This is a genomic window from Sulfurospirillum sp. E15m, assembly GCF_059415145.1.
In genome coordinates, this window is the sequence record NZ_JCAHZS010000007.1 from 1 (window position 1) to 16,773 (window position 16,773).

General features: G+C 37.4%; 22 protein-coding genes and 1 pseudogene. 2 read left to right on the forward strand and 21 right to left on the reverse strand.

Annotated features, from left to right (window positions below; genetic code table 11):
* Both AC5SLP_RS09760 and AC5SLP_RS09765 read left to right on the forward strand, forming a co-directional pair.
* Positions 1–413: pseudogene (locus AC5SLP_RS09760) on the forward strand (methyl-accepting chemotaxis protein); the annotation flags it as partial.
* Between the two features lie 152 nt (positions 414–565).
* A complete protein-coding gene (locus AC5SLP_RS09765; RefSeq protein ID WP_495254967.1) occupies positions 566–2,449 on the forward strand; it encodes a methyl-accepting chemotaxis protein in 1,884 nt (627 codons plus the stop codon).
* 11 nt (positions 2,450–2,460) lie between these two features.
* Here the strand turns inward: AC5SLP_RS09765 and AC5SLP_RS09770 are convergent, their stop codons facing one another.
* The 21 genes from AC5SLP_RS09770 to rplR all read right to left on the reverse strand — a co-directional run bounded on the left by AC5SLP_RS09770 (position 2,461) and on the right by rplR (position 16,767).
* Positions 2,461–3,117, reverse strand: coding sequence for an HAD family hydrolase (locus tag AC5SLP_RS09770; RefSeq protein ID WP_495254968.1), 657 nt, complete (start codon positions 3,115–3,117; stop codon positions 2,461–2,463).
* Position 3,118: 1 nt separating this feature from the next.
* Positions 3,119–5,077: a transketolase gene (gene tkt, locus AC5SLP_RS09775; protein WP_495255151.1), complete on the reverse strand. Its 1,959-nt coding sequence runs from the start codon at positions 5,075–5,077 to the stop codon at positions 3,119–3,121.
* Positions 5,078–5,100: 23 nt separating this feature from the next.
* A complete protein-coding gene (locus AC5SLP_RS09780; RefSeq protein WP_495255152.1) occupies positions 5,101–5,961 on the reverse strand; it encodes a polyprenyl synthetase family protein in 861 nt (286 codons plus the stop codon).
* 15 nt (positions 5,962–5,976) lie between these two features.
* Positions 5,977–7,059, reverse strand: a complete 1,083-nt coding sequence (locus AC5SLP_RS09785) for a DUF7488 domain-containing protein (RefSeq protein WP_495254969.1) — start codon at positions 7,057–7,059, stop codon at positions 5,977–5,979.
* Between the two features lie 10 nt (positions 7,060–7,069).
* Positions 7,070–7,387 (reverse strand): YbaB/EbfC family nucleoid-associated protein, encoded by a 318-nt coding sequence (locus AC5SLP_RS09790; protein WP_495254970.1) that lies wholly within the window; start codon positions 7,385–7,387, stop codon positions 7,070–7,072.
* Positions 7,387–7,752 carry an aspartate 1-decarboxylase gene (gene panD, locus AC5SLP_RS09795; protein ID WP_495254971.1) on the reverse strand — a complete coding sequence of 122 codons (366 nt, stop codon included), beginning with the start codon at positions 7,750–7,752 and terminating at the stop codon, positions 7,387–7,389. Before panD ends, AC5SLP_RS09790 begins: the two co-directional genes overlap by 1 nt.
* Positions 7,753–7,796: 44 nt before the next feature.
* Positions 7,797–9,110 carry a UDP-N-acetylmuramoyl-L-alanyl-D-glutamate--2,6-diaminopimelate ligase gene (locus tag AC5SLP_RS09800; protein ID WP_495254972.1) on the reverse strand — a complete coding sequence of 438 codons (1,314 nt, stop codon included), beginning with the start codon at positions 9,108–9,110 and terminating at the stop codon, positions 7,797–7,799.
* Between the two features lie 9 nt (positions 9,111–9,119).
* Positions 9,120–9,683, reverse strand: a complete 564-nt coding sequence (locus AC5SLP_RS09805; RefSeq protein WP_495254973.1) for a tetratricopeptide repeat protein — start codon at positions 9,681–9,683, stop codon at positions 9,120–9,122.
* Positions 9,683–9,964, reverse strand: coding sequence for a NifU family protein (locus AC5SLP_RS09810; RefSeq protein WP_495254974.1), 282 nt, complete (start codon positions 9,962–9,964; stop codon positions 9,683–9,685). Before AC5SLP_RS09810 ends, AC5SLP_RS09805 begins: the two co-directional genes overlap by 1 nt.
* Before the next feature lie 150 nt (positions 9,965–10,114).
* Positions 10,115–10,465, reverse strand: coding sequence for a 50S ribosomal protein L17 (rplQ, locus tag AC5SLP_RS09815; RefSeq protein ID WP_495254975.1), 351 nt, complete (start codon positions 10,463–10,465; stop codon positions 10,115–10,117).
* A 3-nt stretch (positions 10,466–10,468) separates the two neighbouring features.
* Positions 10,469–11,482 (reverse strand): DNA-directed RNA polymerase subunit alpha, encoded by a 1,014-nt coding sequence (locus AC5SLP_RS09820; RefSeq protein WP_495254976.1) that lies wholly within the window; start codon positions 11,480–11,482, stop codon positions 10,469–10,471.
* A gap of 15 nt (positions 11,483–11,497) precedes the next feature.
* A complete protein-coding gene (rpsD, locus tag AC5SLP_RS09825) occupies positions 11,498–12,124 on the reverse strand; it encodes a 30S ribosomal protein S4 (protein ID WP_495254977.1) in 627 nt (208 codons plus the stop codon).
* A 74-nt stretch (positions 12,125–12,198) separates the two neighbouring features.
* Complete coding sequence (gene rpsK, locus AC5SLP_RS09830) at positions 12,199–12,591, reverse strand: 30S ribosomal protein S11 (protein ID WP_039673494.1); 393 nt, start codon at positions 12,589–12,591, stop codon at positions 12,199–12,201.
* 21 nt (positions 12,592–12,612) lie between these two features.
* A complete protein-coding gene (gene rpsM, locus AC5SLP_RS09835; protein WP_495254978.1) occupies positions 12,613–12,981 on the reverse strand; it encodes a 30S ribosomal protein S13 in 369 nt (122 codons plus the stop codon).
* A gap of 2 nt (positions 12,982–12,983) precedes the next feature.
* The gene (rpmJ, locus tag AC5SLP_RS09840; RefSeq protein WP_038533455.1) at positions 12,984–13,097 is read right to left on the reverse strand and encodes a 50S ribosomal protein L36; all 114 of its coding nucleotides are present in this window, start codon (positions 13,095–13,097) and stop codon (positions 12,984–12,986) included.
* 162 nt (positions 13,098–13,259) lie between these two features.
* The gene (infA, locus tag AC5SLP_RS09845) at positions 13,260–13,478 is read right to left on the reverse strand and encodes a translation initiation factor IF-1 (protein ID WP_012857710.1); all 219 of its coding nucleotides are present in this window, start codon (positions 13,476–13,478) and stop codon (positions 13,260–13,262) included.
* A gap of 16 nt (positions 13,479–13,494) precedes the next feature.
* Positions 13,495–14,253 carry a type I methionyl aminopeptidase gene (map, locus tag AC5SLP_RS09850; RefSeq protein WP_495254979.1) on the reverse strand — a complete coding sequence of 253 codons (759 nt, stop codon included), beginning with the start codon at positions 14,251–14,253 and terminating at the stop codon, positions 13,495–13,497.
* 4 nt (positions 14,254–14,257) lie between these two features.
* Positions 14,258–15,520 carry a preprotein translocase subunit SecY gene (gene secY, locus AC5SLP_RS09855; protein ID WP_495254980.1) on the reverse strand — a complete coding sequence of 421 codons (1,263 nt, stop codon included), beginning with the start codon at positions 15,518–15,520 and terminating at the stop codon, positions 14,258–14,260.
* Positions 15,517–15,921 (reverse strand): 50S ribosomal protein L15, encoded by a 405-nt coding sequence (gene rplO, locus AC5SLP_RS09860; protein WP_495254981.1) that lies wholly within the window; start codon positions 15,919–15,921, stop codon positions 15,517–15,519. The genes secY and rplO overlap by 4 nt, the downstream gene beginning before the upstream one ends.
* A 20-nt stretch (positions 15,922–15,941) precedes the next feature.
* Positions 15,942–16,385: a 30S ribosomal protein S5 gene (rpsE, locus tag AC5SLP_RS09865; RefSeq protein WP_012857714.1), complete on the reverse strand. Its 444-nt coding sequence runs from the start codon at positions 16,383–16,385 to the stop codon at positions 15,942–15,944.
* A gap of 25 nt (positions 16,386–16,410) precedes the next feature.
* Complete coding sequence (rplR, locus tag AC5SLP_RS09870) at positions 16,411–16,767, reverse strand: 50S ribosomal protein L18 (RefSeq protein WP_495254982.1); 357 nt, start codon at positions 16,765–16,767, stop codon at positions 16,411–16,413.
* Positions 16,768–16,773: the final 6 nt, after the last annotated feature.

The following is a 16,773-nucleotide window of genomic DNA, read 5'->3' on the forward strand; positions in this document are numbered from 1 at the left end:
GATTTGCCGTTGTGGCCGATGAAGTAAGAAAATTGGCTGAGCGTACCCAAAAAAGTTTGGTGGAGATTGATGCCACCATTAATGTGGTGGTTCAATCCATTATGGATGCCAACACAGATATTGCTGCTAATGCTGCAGATGTGCATGCGCTTTCAACCCTATCCAATGAGTTGCAAGAAGGAATGAATAATGTGGCGAATATTATTCATAAAACCATTGATGAGAGTCACTATAATGTAGATAACTTTATTGAGACCTCCGATAAAATTAAACTCATTGTGGAAGAGATAGAAAAGATTAATGCCATCTCTAAAGAGAATGTAGGCAGTATCGATAATGTCTCTCAAGCCAGTGAGCATTTACATGTTATGACGGAAAATCTCAACAACGAGTTGGGTAAGTTTAAGTCATAATTGTTTTTTAAAGCCAAGCATTTGCTTGGCTTTGTGTATCAACTTCACTCATCAAACACTTCATCCTCATATATTTCTCTACCACAAGCAACTTTTTAGAGCTCATTAAGTGCTATAATAAAATGTTCTTATACATTACAAAAGGAGTTGCCATGCACTTCAAAACGAAAGTGACCCTTATCATTGCACTTTTAATGTGTGCGAGTCTTACGGCATTTGGAATTGTCAATTATATTGAAACCAAAAAAAACAGTATCACACAAATAGAAAGCAGTTTGCAAATATCTTCGAACTCTTTGACAGATTACATTGATTTGTGGGTCGAGGCGAAACGGGATGTCGTGAATGCTATGGCCAGTAAACTTCAAACACTGGAATCTATGAGCGATGTTGAACTTAATGAGCAACTGCTTCACTTAACCAAAAGTATCAATGGGCTCGATACCTTTGTTGGCTATGAAGCCGATGGGAAAATGGTGTATGCCGGAGAAAAAAAAGCACCTAAAGGGTTTGATGCGCGTATTCGCCCTTGGTATAAAGATGCAAAAGAGAAAGGAAAAGCTGGAGCGACAAATGCTTATATGAGTGCTTCACTCAAAAAATATGTTGTCGCTATTTATGCGCCTATTTATAAAGACAACAAACTCATAGCTGTTGTAGCGACATCAGTTGCGCTAGATACCATAGTTAAAGCGATTGAAGATGTTCAGTTTAATGGAGGCTATGGCATTTTATTAGACTCTGCCAATATCATCCTTGCACATCCTAATAAAGAGATGGTTGGAAAAGATTTAAAAACGCTCAACTCTCAGTTAGCGCAACAATTGGGTGGTCAAAAAGAGGCGATTATCAACTATACAGCAGATGCTCAAGAAAAAGTTTTAGCATTTAAACGTTCCAATGAAACCGGCTGGAAACCTTGTATTACGTTTGATAAAGCTGTTGCGTATCATTTCTTAGATATTCAAATGAAACAACTCCTTTTCATCGGAATTGGGATGCTTTTACTTTCCATCATTGTCATGATTTTCTTAATTAAAAAATTATTGAAACCGCTAGAAGAGTTAAATGATGTCGTAAAAGACCTCTCTAGCAGTGAAGGTGATTTAAGACAACGCCTTGAAGTTCACAGTAACGATGAATTTGGTCAAGTATCGCACAATATTAATCTCTTCATTGAAAAGCTCCATGAAATCGTAAAAAAATCAAAAACGATTAGCAATGAAAATGCTTCTATTTCTGAAGAGCTCTCTCGTACCGCCTCTGAAGTCGTACGCAATGCAGATACCGAGTCAAAAATTGTTACACAAACAAAAGACAATGGCATTGCACTCACACAAACGATAGAAGCCTCTGTTGAAAAAGCAACCATTTCACAAGAAGCATTGCGCAAAACAGAACTGGATATCAATACGGTTAAAAATCAAGCGGAACATCTTGAACGTACTATGCAACTCACTGCAACAAAAGAGCAAGGCTTAGCAGAACGTCTTAATACCGTGAGCCAAAACGCTAATGAGGTCAAAGAGGTGTTAAGTATTATTCGTGATATTGCAGATCAAACCAATCTATTAGCCCTTAATGCCGCTATTGAAGCAGCACGTGCAGGTGAACATGGACGTGGATTTGCCGTTGTGGCCGATGAAGTAAGAAAGTTGGCTGAACGTACCCAAAAAAGTTTGGTGGAGATTGATGCCACCATTAATGTGGTGGTTCAATCCATTATGGATGCCAACACAGATATTGCTGCTAATGCTAATGAAGTGAATGATTTAGCCAACATTTCCAACGAACTTCAAAACGGAATGAACACGATTGATGCAACGATTAAAAAGACGATTGAAGATACCTACATGACCGTCAATAGTTTTGTCGATACCGCAAAGCAAATTAAAGGCATGGTGACAGAAATTGAAAAAATCAATGTCATTTCTAAAGAGAATGTGGGCAGTATCGACAATGTTTCTCAAGCCAGTGAACATTTACATGTCATGACGGAAAACCTCAACAATGAGCTAGGAAAATTTAAATCCTAAACACTTAAAGCCTAGACCTCAGCGAGGAGTTTAATCACTTCGCTGGGGGAGTTTAAAAGGTATTTTGCTCCATGTTTTTGCAACTCTTCAGCATCTCTAAAGCCCCATAATGCGCCCAATGCAATTGCACCTGCACGATTTGCTGTTTGCATATCAATCATCGTATCGCCTAGATAAAAACACTCTTCTACTTTTACATGTAAAAGCTGTGCAATCTCCAGCACGCTCGTAGGATCTGGTTTTCTAGGTACTTCTTTACGTGCACCAAAAACAACATCAAACTGCCAAGCTCTTAAATACTTAAGCGCGCACATTTTTGTAAAACTATCGGGTTTGTTAGAGAGAATTGCCATTTTAAAGCCACGTTTTTGAAGAAAAGTCAGCATCTTACTGATACCATCGTAGAGTTTCGTATTTTGATAAAACTGTTTGGCGTAATGCTCTTCAAAAAGCGCAACAGCTTTTTGAATCGTCTCTTCAGATTGTGGGTTGTTGGCAAAAATATTTCCAAAGAGTTTAAAAACACCTTCGCCAACATAATAACGGTAGGCATCTTTAGGCTCTTGTTTAAAACCTAAAGACGTTAAAGCAAAATTTGCGCTAATGGCAATATCTTCTAGTGTATCTAAAAGCGTACCATCGAGATCAAAAATAATGGTTCTATTCATACTAACACTTACAACCGGTACCGCTGCTTTTTTGATAAACTACACCTAATGTTGCACATATTTTTTCAGTCACACTATCCGCTGTTAAGCCAAATTTCTCAAATAGAAGCTCCGCAGGCCCACTCGCTCCAAAACGTTTCATACCAATCACTTCATCAGCATATCGGTACCATTCAACGCCAGCACTCGCTTCAATAGCAAATGTTTTTGTTTTCGGATCAATAATAGTGTCGATGTACGCTTGCTCTTGTTCCACTAAGAGATCAAAGCAAGGCACACTCACGATGTTTGTTACAACACCCATTTTTGTCAGCATGCACCCTACTTCAAGGGCCATATAGACTTCGCTACCACTGGCAAGCAAGGTCACTGTAGCATTATCGCGTTTTTTAAGCAAATATCCACCATTTTCAACATCACCATACGCTCGATCGTCTTTTAAAGCTTTGAGTTTTTGGCGTGAACAAACAAAAGCCGATGGTGCTTGCATACTGAGTGCTTTTTGCCATGATTTAACATTTTCTCTTCCATCACATGGACGATACACATAGAAATTTGGTAAAGCTCTAAACTGGCTGAGTTGCTCAATAGGTTGGTGGGTTGGACCATCTTCACCTACACCAATACTATCGTGCGTCCAGACATAAAAATTCTTTAATTTCATCAATGCAGCCAAACGAACGGAAGGTTTCATATAATCACTAAAGATAAAAAACGTTGCTGCAAAAGGGAGAAACAGGCCGTACAATGCAAACGCATTGTTAATCGCACCCATTGCATGTTCGCGAATACCAAAATGGATATTACGACCTAATGGATAATCACCCATGCCATTGAGTTCACTCTTATTGGATGGTCCTAAATCAGCACTACCCCCTAAAAATCCAGGGATTGCTTTTGCAATGGCATTCAAAATTTTACCATTGCTATCACGTGTGGCAATATCTGCATCAAACATAGGCCACTCAATTTTTGAGAAATCAGGGCTCTGCAATGAAGCTAAAAGGTCTTTTTGTTCAGCACTCACACTGTTTTTAATCAACGCATTCCATTGTGCTTCTGCAAGGTCACTTTTTTCAAGAGCACAACTAAAGCGTGCTTTGACATCTTCATCGACTTGAAACTCTTTTTCAGGGTCAAATCCTGCTTTTATTTTGGCATTTTTAATTTCGTCACATCCTAAGGGAGCGCCATGAGCATGATGGCTACCTTCCATTTTACATGCACCTTTAGCGATGGTTGTATCGGCAATAATTAAATAAGGTTTTGTTTGTTCTTTTGATTTTTCTAAAACGGTATTGATTTCATCATAATCGTGACCATCAATACGCGATACTTCCCAACCTTGTGCTTCAAAACGACGTTTAACATCTTCACTCCAAGCAATAGAAGTGTCACCCTCAATCGTGATAGCATTGCTATCGTAAATTACAACTAAATTATCTAAACTTAAATGTCCAGCAAGTGAGCACGCTTCATAGCTGATACCCTCTTGTAAGTCACCATCTCCACATAAACAATAGACTTTATGTGTGATAATTTCAGCTGAAGGTGTATTTAAAATAGCTGAAGCATATTTAGAAGCCATCGCAAAACCAACGGCATTAGAGATACCTTGTCCTAAAGGTCCCGTTGTGACTTCAACACCGGGGACATCACCGTATTCTGGATGGCCTGGTGTTTTACTTCCTAATTGTCTAAAATTTTTCAAATCTTCAAGGCTTAAGTCATAACCTGTTAAATGTAAGAAAGAGTACACAAGTGCGGAGGCATGTCCACCACTAAAAACGAGACGATCTCTGTTCAACCATTTTGGATTTTTTGGATTGTGTGAGATATGACGTGCTAAAATAGTCACAATATCTGCCAACCCCATAGGAGCCCCTGGATGACCGCTGTTAGCTCGTTGTACCATATCGGCTGCTAGAAAACGTATCGTATCCGCTTGTTTTTTTAACATTTTAAGATTTTCCATAATAATACTTATCCTTTAAAATAATCAGTAACGATACTTTTTAGTCTCTCTGACAAAGCTGTATCTAGCTTATCTAGTTCTCTATCAAGCTCTTGTAAAAGCTTTTGTTTTTCGCCCTCTGCACCATGTAAACCCAACAAATTCACAAATGAGTTTTTATGCCCGTCATTCAACGTGGGTTTGCCTGCTTCTTCGCTTGTCAATGTTGCATCAATAATGTCATCTTGCACTTGAAATAAAAGTCCTAATTTGAGTCCAAAATGATACAGTGCTTCTTGCATTGCAGCATCTAAATCACAAATAACTGCGCCCATCACTAATGAAGCGGCAATAAGTTTTGCCGTTTTGTGCAGATGCAAAAAGGTAAGTTCATCCACATTGAGATGTTTGTCCTCAAAAAAGCAGTCAATGGCTTGACCTAGCACCATGCCGTAGATTCCAGCATCGCCTGAAAGAATCGAAACCAATTTGATTTTAACTTCAGCACTCAAAGGAGCATTGGCTAAAAGATAAAATGCATGTGTATTCAGTGCATCGCCCACCAATACAGCAGTTGTCTCATCATACGTGACATGTAACGTAGCATGACCTCGCCTTAGTGCTGCATTATCCATACATGGCAAATCATCATGGATCAGCGAATATGTGTGCATCATTTCTAAGCCCAATGCAACCGGCAAGGCGTTTTGTATGAGCAGAGGATTACAACTCTCAACGACACTGAGCAATAAAAGAGGACGGAAACGCTTGCCACCAACATCGAGCATCTCACGGAATGCTTGGTTAAAATATGGATGAAAACTTTCAATCTGTGGAATGTTTGTTTGTAAAAAATGCTCAAATTGAGCTAGCAATTCATGACGTAAAATCAATACAACCCTTTATTAACGTTTTAATGTAACAAAAAACTGAAAATCATCACGGTCAAATAAAAGATTGGTCTCAACGTCATGTTTGTTATTCAAATAAGCATCTGCTTCTACAACTTTCCCAACAGGTTGCCCATTAATTTGCATGAGACGGTCCCCAATTTTTAGACCACTTTGCTCTGCGAAAGATCCATGTTTAATATCAATAATCTGCAAATCATTATTAAATGTAAACCCTTTTGTATGTAAAAAACTCTCTTTTTTAGGTGCTGGCAATGGCACTTTCTTTTTAGGGAGTGGTACTTTTTTAGGCTCAGGTTTTGGAACGCGAATATTTTCTTCTATCCATGCATCATCGCGCTTGATTTTGGCACTTACTTTAGAAGTATCCTTGAGTGATTTTAATATATCATTCAACTGTGCCAATGTTTTAATTTTTTGACCATTGAGTTCGGTAATAACATCACCGGCTTTAATTTTCGCTGCTTTAAAGTTTGGATCCACAAAATCAACGACAACACTTTCATTATTCTCAGCAAAGCGAGCACCAAATTCTGGATAGGCCATTGATTTACCATTAATGAAACGCTCTAATTCTTCAGAAGCAATAAAAAATTGCTCACCGATGCCTAAGCCATACATTTCACAACACAACCCACCTACGATACTATTGATTTCGCCTTTACCAGCAAATTCAAAAAACTCACCCGTTGTTTGACCAATTTTTGATGCATTCACAACAATCAATGAATTATCTGTCAGACTTTCCAACCATTCACCAACTTTTAATTCACTGGTAGGTTTTAATTTAATTGGCATTAAAGGCTTAGGAGAGTCAAAAAGGTATAAATGGGAAAGATAATCATAACGTACATAAGGAACACTAGGTTTCTCTTTTGAATAGGCAACTGCTTGTTTTTCACTAATAGCAACAGCACGAGTTGTTCCGAAATAGACAATAGAGTGCTTGTTTTTGTCATAGCATTGTGAAAAATCCGGGTAAACAAACTCCGCCTTTGAAGCAGGAACAGGAGCCTCGGTATCAGCGGCCAAAACGATTTGAGCTATTAAAAGAATAAAAAAACCTATGTATTTCACATGTCACCCCTTAGCTTTTTGAACCAAATCCTCCAATGCTTGAAAGCATCTGAGTTGTGGCAAGTTTTTTATTATCTTCAACCATTTTAGTCACATCGTTCATTGCACTGATTAATAAAATTTGTAATGATTCTTTATCACTCATCAGTGAATCATCAATCGTAATATCGATGACTTCATTATTGCCATTCATGCTGATACTAACAAGACCTCCACCGCTTTTCGCAGTAAATTCTTTGGAATTAGCATCTTCTTGCATTTTTTGAGCTTGTTTTTGAGCCTCTTCAAGCATTGCACCCATTTTTGAAAAATCAAAGTTATCGAACATCAGATATAATCTCTCACTTCAACCATGGCATTTGTTTCATCCACAAGGACTACCGTAGGCTTGAATGTTTCAAGTTCAACTTCATTCATATGAGCATACGCAATGATAATAATTTTATCGCCAATATGTGCTTTTCGTGCTGCTGCACCATTGAGACAAATATCTTTTTGACCTGCTTTGCCTTCAATGACATAAGTTGTAAAGCGTTCGCCATTATTAATATTGACTACTTCCACTTTTTGCCCTATACGAAGATTAGCGGCCTCTATTAACTCTTTATCAATAGTAATAGACCCCACATAATTAAGATTGGCATCTGTTACGGTAGCTCGATGAATTTTACTGTATAGCATTTCAAGCGTCATCGCTTTTTAACCTCTTTAACTTTAACAAATTTTCTTATTTTACCCTATTTTAGCTTAGTCAATTGATGGATAAGTTTTTTTGCAACTTCACGATCATCAAAGGCATGCTTCTTTCCTTGTATCTCTTGATACGTCTCATCCCCTTTTCCCAGTATCAGCAAGACTTCATTTGGTGCTTGCATACGCAGTGCTTTTTCAATGGCTTTGGCGCGATCAACTTCGACAAGTAACTGTTCGCTTTTGTTCATTCCACTCAAAATTTCTTGAATGATACTTTGAGGTTCTTCTGAGCGAGGGTTATCACTTGTAACGACAATTTTATGGGCGTATCTTTGTGCAACCGCTCCCATTTTTGGACGCTTTGTTCGATCTCTGTCACCGCCTGCACCAAACACAACCACCATTTCTCTATCTTTCATGCTCTCTAAAACTTTTTCCATTCCATCAGGCGTATGTGCAAAATCGACAATAACCAAAGGTTCAGTGCTTACCACTTCCATACGACCTTCAACACCACCAAAGTGCTCTACTGCTTCACAGATGGCCTCCATAGGAGCAACACCTAGCATATCAACAGCACTAATCGCGGCCAAAAGATTATACAGATTGAAAAAACCATGCAGAGGAGATTCAAAATCATAGACTTTATCAATTTTTGCAATGGCAGCGCTTATTCCGTCTTTTAGAGAGTACGCAATCACTTTATATGTTGCAGGATGTTCAATGCCATAACTCATCGCATTCGTACGATTAAAGCGAATCTTACTTTCGTCTTTATTGATTAACTTCACACTGTCATCTTCAAAAAAACGACTTTTAACAGCGATATATTCATCAATCGTCTTATGAAAATCAAGATGGTCTTGCGTAATATTGGTTAGAATTTTGAGTGCAAACGAGAGCCCATCAATACGGTTTTGCACAATAGCATGCGAACTCACTTCCATCACAAAATACTCACACCCAGCCTCGACTGCCATTTTAAGATTTTTAATTGTTTGCAGGATGGGCGGTGTTGTAAGACTTTTATCTTCGATACGACAGTCATTGATAAAACAACCGCGCGTTCCTTGTAAACCAACTTTTTTCCCAATATCTAATAAAATCGAGTAAATGGCTGCTGCTGTTGTCGTTTTACCATTTGTTCCTGTAATACCTATAATTTTGATATTATGAGATATGCCTAGAAGGTCTAAACATTCTTGCGCAGTAATCGTTTTCACACAACCATTGTTTTTAGCGGACTCAATATATTGCTTATTTTGATCCGTGATGAGAAAGAGACTTGATGCACTACATTCGTTCGAATTATCCGTTACATGTAAAAACGGCGCACTATTTTGTAAATCTATTTTCACTGTTTTTCTTTATTTTTGTACTTTTTTAATGAGTGAGAGTAGTTGTTCATCATTTGGGAAAAGCGTGACGGCACTTTCAAGGTAATTAAGCGACATCTCAATGAATCCGTTTTCAATCAGCTTTGCTAAAAAATCCACAAAATCTTCTTTTTTTGAAATAATGACTTTTGTTGAAAACATAATATCTTCAAAGGCTTCTTTAAAACTGCCTCGCGATTCTATCAGAGCCATGAAATCATCGTATTTAATACCATTTTCGGCATTAATGCGTGCTTCAAAATCATTTTCTTTAAATAAATGAGCAATTTTTTCACTGTGTTTTTCAACTGAGTTTATAATCTCTTCCATGACATCTTCACAATCTTCAGCACCATTCTCTCTGGTCAAAAGATAGTATTCAAAAAGTGCGGTTGCTTGTTCTTCGTTATGAACAGCCATATCGCACAAAATAGCACCAATACGTGCTTCTTTCGATTTTGGATCATTACTTAATGCTAAAGCAAATTGTAACATTGCTTCAGAAAAGTTTTTTTCATAAAATTTATCAACACCTTTTTGAAAATACGTACTCATTACTCTCCTATTGATGTAAATTCGTGTTCAGATCCAGGTAAAATATTTACAACTTCAAGGTCGGGGTGAATATCAATTCTGAGTTGTCTCTCAACACCGTATTTGAGTGTTTGACCACTTGAAGCACATCCTTGGCAAGCTCCTTGCAATTGGACATAAACGCGACCTTCTTTGATGCCTAAGAGGGTTAGTCCTCCGCCATCCAAAGCGAGCATGGGCTTAATCTTTTCAAGTGATTTTTCAACAACGGGAAGCAACTCTTCGTCACTAAATGGTATCATAGATTCTCCTATAGCAAAAGTTTCTAATTTAACAATAGTTTGAGTTAAAAAGGACTTAATTTAAGAGGGCGAAAGGGAAGTAAAAGGATAAAATTTTTTAACAAGAAGTTAGGTTTGAAAGAGGAACTCTTCCAAACCTATAAAAGAGATTTATACAAGCTCTAAAAAGGCCATTGCCGCAGCATCGCCTTTACGAATACGTGTTTTAATGATACGGGTGTAACCACCGTTTCTCTCTACATACTTAGGAGCGATTTCATTAACAAGTTTTTTTGTACACTCTTTATCTTGAAGTGCAGCAAAAACTGTTTTGTGTGCATGATCGCCACCAACTCCAGCTTTTGTAATCAATTTTTCAACATATCCTCTTAGCTCTTTTGCTTTTGGAAGTGTTGTTTCGATTTTTTCATATTTAATAACAGCAATAGCCATATTCTTCAACAGCGCTGCTCTGTGTGATGAAGTACGACCAAGCTTTCTATATCCATGCTTATGTCTCATATATTAACCCTCGTTAGCTTCAGATTTTAAATCTTCAATTTTTTTCTTGAGCAAACTTGCCGTCTCATCAGAAAAGTTGTATCCAACAGGATAACCACTTTCTTCCATGATTTGTCTAATTTCTTCTAATGATTTTTTGCCTAGATTTTTAAGGTTTTTAAGTTCTAATTCGCTCATCAATGCAAGCTCACCGATATACTTAACCTCTGCTCTGTCTAAACAATTAAAGCTACGTGCACTTAGATTTAACTCTTCAATACTTTGAAGAAGTTTTCCAAATTCTACGCTTTCATTAGAACTTTCACTTTTTGGAGCTACTGCAATATCTAAAATGCCATTAAATACTGACATTTGAGCATACATTGCTTCCAAAGAATTTTTAAATGCCTCAATTGGAGATACAAGGCCATCTGTTTCGATTGTAAAAACAATTTTTTCATAATTAGGATTGTCTTCAACCAAAACATTCTCAATATCATATACAGCTCTTTTTACAGGAGTAAAAAATGCGTCTAGCGCAATATAATCTTCTCCAACCAAGCCTCTAATATTTTCGCTTGGAACATAGCCGATCCCTTTTTCGATAATTAAAGAGAAGTTGAACTCAGCATCTTCGTTGATTGTAGCCAAATATGCATCAGGTGTTACAATTTCAATTTGTGCATTCGCAAGATCACTACCTTTAATCTCTTTAGGGCCTGTAAATGAGTAGTTAACTTCTACACGTTTCTCATCGCCTTTGATTTTGAAACGAATATTTTTTAGATTAATGATAAAAAGAGCAACATCTTCAAGCATACCACGCATGCTATCAAATTCATGAGTGACGCCCTCAATTTTTACAGCCGTCGGTGCAGATCCCACAGTACTACTAAGAAGCAATCTACGTAATGGATGTGCCAATGTCACTGCAAAGCCAGATTCAAATGGGTAGGCACTCACTTGAACCTTGTTTGATGCAATGGTTTCTACTTCAATTTCAGTTGGCATGTAAGCTGATGTATTGATTTTTTTCATATGCTACCTACTTTATTATTTAGAGTATAGCTCAACGATTAATCTTTCTTCAACCGGAATAACTACTTCATCTCTTTCTGGGATACGTGTAAAAATACCCATCGCTTTTTCTCTTTCAACATCAACCCATGGTACGATACCTGTTTGTTGTGTCAATTCAAGAGAACGTTTGACTTGTGGATTATTTTTAGATTTCTCACATACTTCTACTTTATCACCTGGACGTACAACATAAGAAGGAATATCAACTTTGTTGCCATTCACTAAAATGTGTCCATGTGTTACTAATTGACGTGCAAATCTTCTTGTTGTTGAAAATCCCATACGATAAACAACATTGTCAAGTCTTCTTTCGATTAAAAGGACAAGGTTAATACCTGTATTTCCTTCTCTTCTTGCTGCTTCGTCAAAAATACGTCTGAATTGTTTTTCAGAAACTCCATACATAAATTTAGCTTTTTGTTTCTCACGTAATTGGAGTCCATATTCACTAATTTTTGCTCTTCTTTGTCCATGTTGGCCTGGGGCATATGGTCGCTTGTCTAATGCGCTCTTACCAGCAAGTCTGCGCTCACCTTTAAGGGCCAAGCTAACACCAAGTCTTCTCTCGAGCTTTTCGACTGGTCCTCTATATCTTGCCATTTTTTCTCCTAATCTATTGCGTAAACGAAAAAATTATTTGTTTCTTAGAAAGTATAATTCTCACAATAGAGAAATTACACTCTTCTTCTTTTTGGAGGTCTACAGCCGTTGTGTGGTAGAGGTGTAATATCTTTTAAGAAAGACACTTTAATACCTTCTGTTGTACCAGCACTTTTTACCGCTGTTTCACGACCACTGCCCGGTCCTTGAACTTTAATACCGATTTCTTTGAGACCATGCTCTTTCGCTTTAGTAAGTGCATCTTCAACGGCTTGTTGAGCAGCATAAGGAGTAGATTTTTTACTACCTTTAAAGCCCAAACTACCTGCGCTACTCCAAGCAATAACATTTCCCATCTCATCAGTTACAGTTACGACAGTGTTATTAAATGTTGCAGAGATAAAAATGATACCTTTAGCAATATTTTTCTTAACAACTTTTTTACGTACTACTTTTCTTTTTGCCATCTGTTTCCCTTTGAGACTTCGTTATTTAGCTTTTGCGCCAACGGTGCGTTTTTTACCTTTACGGGTACGCGCATTCGTTTTTGTTTTTTGTCCACGAACTGGCAAGCCTTTTCTGTGTCTAAGACCTCTATAACTTCCCATATCCATCAAAGCTTTAATATCCATAGCCACTTTTTTACGAAGATCACCTTCTACTTGGAATCCTGCTTGGATTTCTTTACGAATCGCAGCAATATCATCTTCGCTTAGCTCATGAACTCTTTTATCAAACGAAATTCCAGTTGCTGTTAAAATAGCTCTAGAACTTGTCAAACCTATACCGTAGATATATGTTAAACCATACTCTACTCTCTTTTTCATTGGAAGGTCTACACCTGCAATCCTTGCCATGCTTATCCTTGTCTCTGTTTATGTTTTGGATTTACGCAAATGACTCTAACGATACCTTTTCGTTTGATCACTTTGCATTTATCGCACATCTTCTTTACAGAAGGTCGTACTTTCATTGTGACTCCTGAACTTTTTTTTCCACTGGAATTTTGAGTTAAACTGTCACAGGTTTGATGATGTATCTCAAACCAACAATCGAAAAAACAGTGGTTTTTTTTCGATTATTCTTCACACAGCTTTACAAAAGGGGTAAATTATACACAAATTAAGCTAATAATTTACTTATACCTATATGTTATACGCCCTTTATCTAAACTATACGGGGTCAACTCCACCTTCACGGTATCTCCTGGCATTATCTTAATATAATGCATCCTCATCTTTCCTGCAATGTGACATAGTATCACATGGCTGTTTTGAACCTCTACTTTAAAAGTAGCATTTGGCAAAGCTTCAATTACTTTACCGTCAATTTCAATCACGTCGTCTTTTGCCATTTTACCTCCTGTCTTCTCAAACTATAGACAAAATTTCTACTTTACCATCTACTATAGCAACTGTATGCTCGTAGTGGCTACCTCTCAAACCATCTGTTGAAACAACAGCCCATTTATCTTCCAAAATTTTTGGAGTCCCCTCTTTATGACAGATCATCGGCTCAATGCAAAAGACCATGCCATTTTTGATTTTAGGACCACTCTTAGGGTTAATCCCTTCTAAATAGTTCGGAATTTCAGGTTCTTCATGGGGTTTTCTCCCAATACCATGTCCACAAAATCCACGCAGGGGAACATAACCTCTTTGGAGAATAAATTGTTCAATTGCGTAACTCAACTCTTTAAAACGCATTTCTGGACGAATAAAATCAATTGCAAAATACAGTGCATCTTTAGCGCAAGCAATAAGTGCTTCGTCGCTTTTGGATATAGTCCCAACACCTACTGTTACAGCAGAATCGCCGTACCAACCTTCAATTTCTGTGCCAATATCAAGCCCCACAATATCACCCTCTTTAAGACGATAATCTGATGGGATTCCATGAATAATGACTTCATTAACCGAAGTGCATACGCCAGCTGGGAAGCCGTACAAACCTTTAAAAGCAGGTCTTGCACCATGACTTTGAATAAATGATTCACCCATGGCGTTGAGTTCTTTTAAACTAAGCCCTGGGTGAATATTTGCTGTTAAGTATTCTAATGTTTGAGCAACAATTTTATTCGCAACTGAAAGTTTTGCAATTTCATTTGCTTTTTTGATGGTTATAGACATGCCATTAGAGCCCTACAGCACTTAATGTTTCATACTTATTCATATACATTTGTGCTTCAATTTTACGCATCGTATCCAGCGCTACTTGCACAACGATCAACACCGCTGTTCCACCAAAATAGAATGGTACACCCATAAATTTAACTAAAACCCATGGTAGTGTTGAAATTAAACCAAGGTAAATTGAACCCCAAAGTGTCAAACGTCCAGCAACTTCGTTTAAGAAAAGTGCTGTACTTTCACCTGGTCTAACGCCAGGAATAAAGCCACCTTGTTTTTTAAGATTTTCAGAAATATCTTTTGCATTAAAAACAATTGATGCATAAAAATACGCAAAGAAAATAACAAAAACAAATGTTAGAACGTTAAAAACATAGCTATTTGGGCTAAGAAAATCGTGAATAGCTTGAACAACAGGATTTGTGCTCGCTTGCATAATGGTTGATGGGAACATCAAAATCGCACTTGCAAAAATTGGAGGGATAACACCACTAAGGTTCATTTTAATAGGCACATAATTCATAATTCTTTTATGCTGATTTTGTAAAACAACTTTACGAGAATAAGAGATTGGTATACGCCTCTCACCCATTTCAACATAAATAATTGAACCTACTGTTGCTAAGATAACCAATAAAATACCGATGACAACTAGAAAGTTTAATTCACCTGTATTGACAAGATTGATAGTTCCACCAATTGCGTGAGGAATACCTGAAACAATACCAGCAAAAATAATCAAACTAATACCGTTACCAATACCTCGCTGTGTGATTTGTTCACCAATCCACATAAGCAACATGGTTCCTGTAAGCATACTTGCTGCTGCAATAGCAGTAAAAGTAGTCATATCGATCATAATTGCACTTTCACCAGCACGGCCACTTAAGCCACCTAAACCTACTGAAACACCAATGGCTTGGATAATTGTAATGACAATGGTTGCATAGCGGATAATTTGCATGTATTTCACCATGCCATCACGCTCTTTTTTCATTTTACCAAGTGTTGGGAAAGTTGCAGCAAGAAGTTCCATTATAATGGATGCGGTAATATAAGGCATAATACCTAAAGATATGATACTAAGACGTTGTGCAGCATTGCCGCTGAACATATTAAACATTCCAAGAGCATTAGAGCTATTGGAATCAAAGAATTCTTTAATTACAGCTAAGTTTACACCAGGTACTGGCACATATGCCAGTATCCTGTATGCAAAAATAAACCCTAATGTAACTAAAATCTTCTTAGTGAGATCTTGACTCATTTACTCATTCCAGTAACAACGACATTGTCATCTTTAATCTTTGCTACAAGTTCTTTTGCACCTGTACCGATTAATTTGACTTTTACAACTGTACTTGCCATTTTATGGATAGTTTTAAGTGTATCAACCGTAATTTCATTAAGCTCAGCGACTGCTTTAATTTTTTCTACATTGATAACATAAGGTTTTTCTATTTTAGAAGTAAAACCAACTTTTGGTAATCTTCTTTGAAGTGGTTGTTGGCCACCTTCAAAACCTCTTTTACGTTTATAACCTGTACGGGATTTTTGACCATTTGCACCACGGCTAGCCGTTTTACCCATACCGCTACCTTGACCGCGACCGACTCTTTTAATCTCTTTTGTTGAGTTTTCAGCGGGTGTTAGATTATCTAATGCCATTATTTGTCCTTCTTTGTCACTTAGCTTTTAATCATGCTAAGAGCTTTAATTGTTGCTCTTACCACATTTGAAGCATTATTTGAACCCAATGACTTTGTCAAAATATCTTTAATACCTGCAAGCTCAACAACAGGGCGTGTTGCACCACCAGCGATTACGCCGGTACCATCACTTGCTGGTTTCAAGATAATACGACTTGCATTAAATTTCACTTCAACATCGTGAGCGATTGTTGAACCTTTGATGTTCACTTTAACGATGTTTTTAAATGCATCATCAACCGCTTTACGAATAGCATCAGGAACCTCTTTAGCTTTACCGAAACCAAAGCCAACAAGACCTTTTTTATTTCCAACAACGACAAGTGCTGTAAATCTAAAACGTCTACCGCCTTTAACAACTTTTGTTACGCGGCCGATGTTAACGATGACTTCTTCAAACTCTTCTCTGTTATATTTTTCCATTGAATCGTTATCCTCTTCTTGATCTTTACAGCACTATGCCGTTTGCTCTAAGGCCATCTGCAAACGCAGCAATAACGCCATGATACAAATAACCATTTCTATCATAAACAACTTGTGTTAAGTTTTTAGCCTTAAGTGTCTCTGCAAACACTTTTGCAACTTCCGTTGCGCCTGCTTTACTAGAATTAAATCCTAATTTTTTGCCATCTACACTTGCTAGAGTAACGCCAGTAACATCGTCAATTGCTTGAGCATAGATAAATCTGTTAGATTTAAACACAGAAATTCTTGGTCTTTGCTCTGTACCAGAGATATCAGCTCTAATTCTTTTTTTACGTTTTGCTCTTAAATCAAGCTTTCGTTTTAAAATATTTGCTCTCATTTCCTA

Coding starts and splice junctions, on each gene's coding strand:
- AC5SLP_RS09765 (WP_495254967.1), top strand. CDS start 566: ATGCACTTCAAAACGAAAGTGACCCTTATCATTGCACTTTTAATGTGT.
- AC5SLP_RS09770 (WP_495254968.1), bottom strand. CDS start 3,117: ATGAATAGAACCATTATTTTTGATCTCGATGGTACGCTTTTAGATACA.
- tkt (WP_495255151.1), bottom strand. CDS start 5,077: ATGTTAAAAAAACAAGCGGATACGATACGTTTTCTAGCAGCCGATATG.
- AC5SLP_RS09790 (WP_495254970.1), bottom strand. CDS start 7,387: ATGTTCGATAACTTTGATTTTTCAAAAATGGGTGCAATGCTTGAAGAG.
- panD (WP_495254971.1), bottom strand. CDS start 7,752: ATGACGCTTGAAATGCTATACAGTAAAATTCATCGAGCTACCGTAACA.
- AC5SLP_RS09805 (WP_495254973.1), bottom strand. CDS start 9,683: ATGAGTACGTATTTTCAAAAAGGTGTTGATAAATTTTATGAAAAAAAC.
- AC5SLP_RS09810 (WP_495254974.1), bottom strand. CDS start 9,964: ATGATACCATTTAGTGACGAAGAGTTGCTTCCCGTTGTTGAAAAATCA.
- rplQ (WP_495254975.1), bottom strand. CDS start 10,465: ATGAGACATAAGCATGGATATAGAAAGCTTGGTCGTACTTCATCACAC.
- AC5SLP_RS09820 (WP_495254976.1), bottom strand. CDS start 11,482: ATGAAAAAAATCAATACATCAGCTTACATGCCAACTGAAATTGAAGTA.
- rpsD (WP_495254977.1), bottom strand. CDS start 12,124: ATGGCAAGATATAGAGGACCAGTCGAAAAGCTCGAGAGAAGACTTGGT.
- rpsK (WP_039673494.1), bottom strand. CDS start 12,591: ATGGCAAAAAGAAAAGTAGTACGTAAAAAAGTTGTTAAGAAAAATATT.
- rpsM (WP_495254978.1), bottom strand. CDS start 12,981: ATGGCAAGGATTGCAGGTGTAGACCTTCCAATGAAAAAGAGAGTAGAG.
- rpmJ (WP_038533455.1), bottom strand. CDS start 13,097: ATGAAAGTACGACCTTCTGTAAAGAAGATGTGCGATAAATGCAAAGTG.
- infA (WP_012857710.1), bottom strand. CDS start 13,478: ATGGCAAAAGACGACGTGATTGAAATTGACGGTAAAGTAATTGAAGCT.
- map (WP_495254979.1), bottom strand. CDS start 14,253: ATGTCTATAACCATCAAAAAAGCAAATGAAATTGCAAAACTTTCAGTT.
- secY (WP_495254980.1), bottom strand. CDS start 15,520: ATGAGTCAAGATCTCACTAAGAAGATTTTAGTTACATTAGGGTTTATT.
- rplO (WP_495254981.1), bottom strand. CDS start 15,921: ATGGCATTAGATAATCTAACACCCGCTGAAAACTCAACAAAAGAGATT.
- rpsE (WP_012857714.1), bottom strand. CDS start 16,385: ATGGAAAAATATAACAGAGAAGAGTTTGAAGAAGTCATCGTTAACATC.
- rplR (WP_495254982.1), bottom strand. CDS start 16,767: ATGAGAGCAAATATTTTAAAACGAAAGCTTGATTTAAGAGCAAAACGT.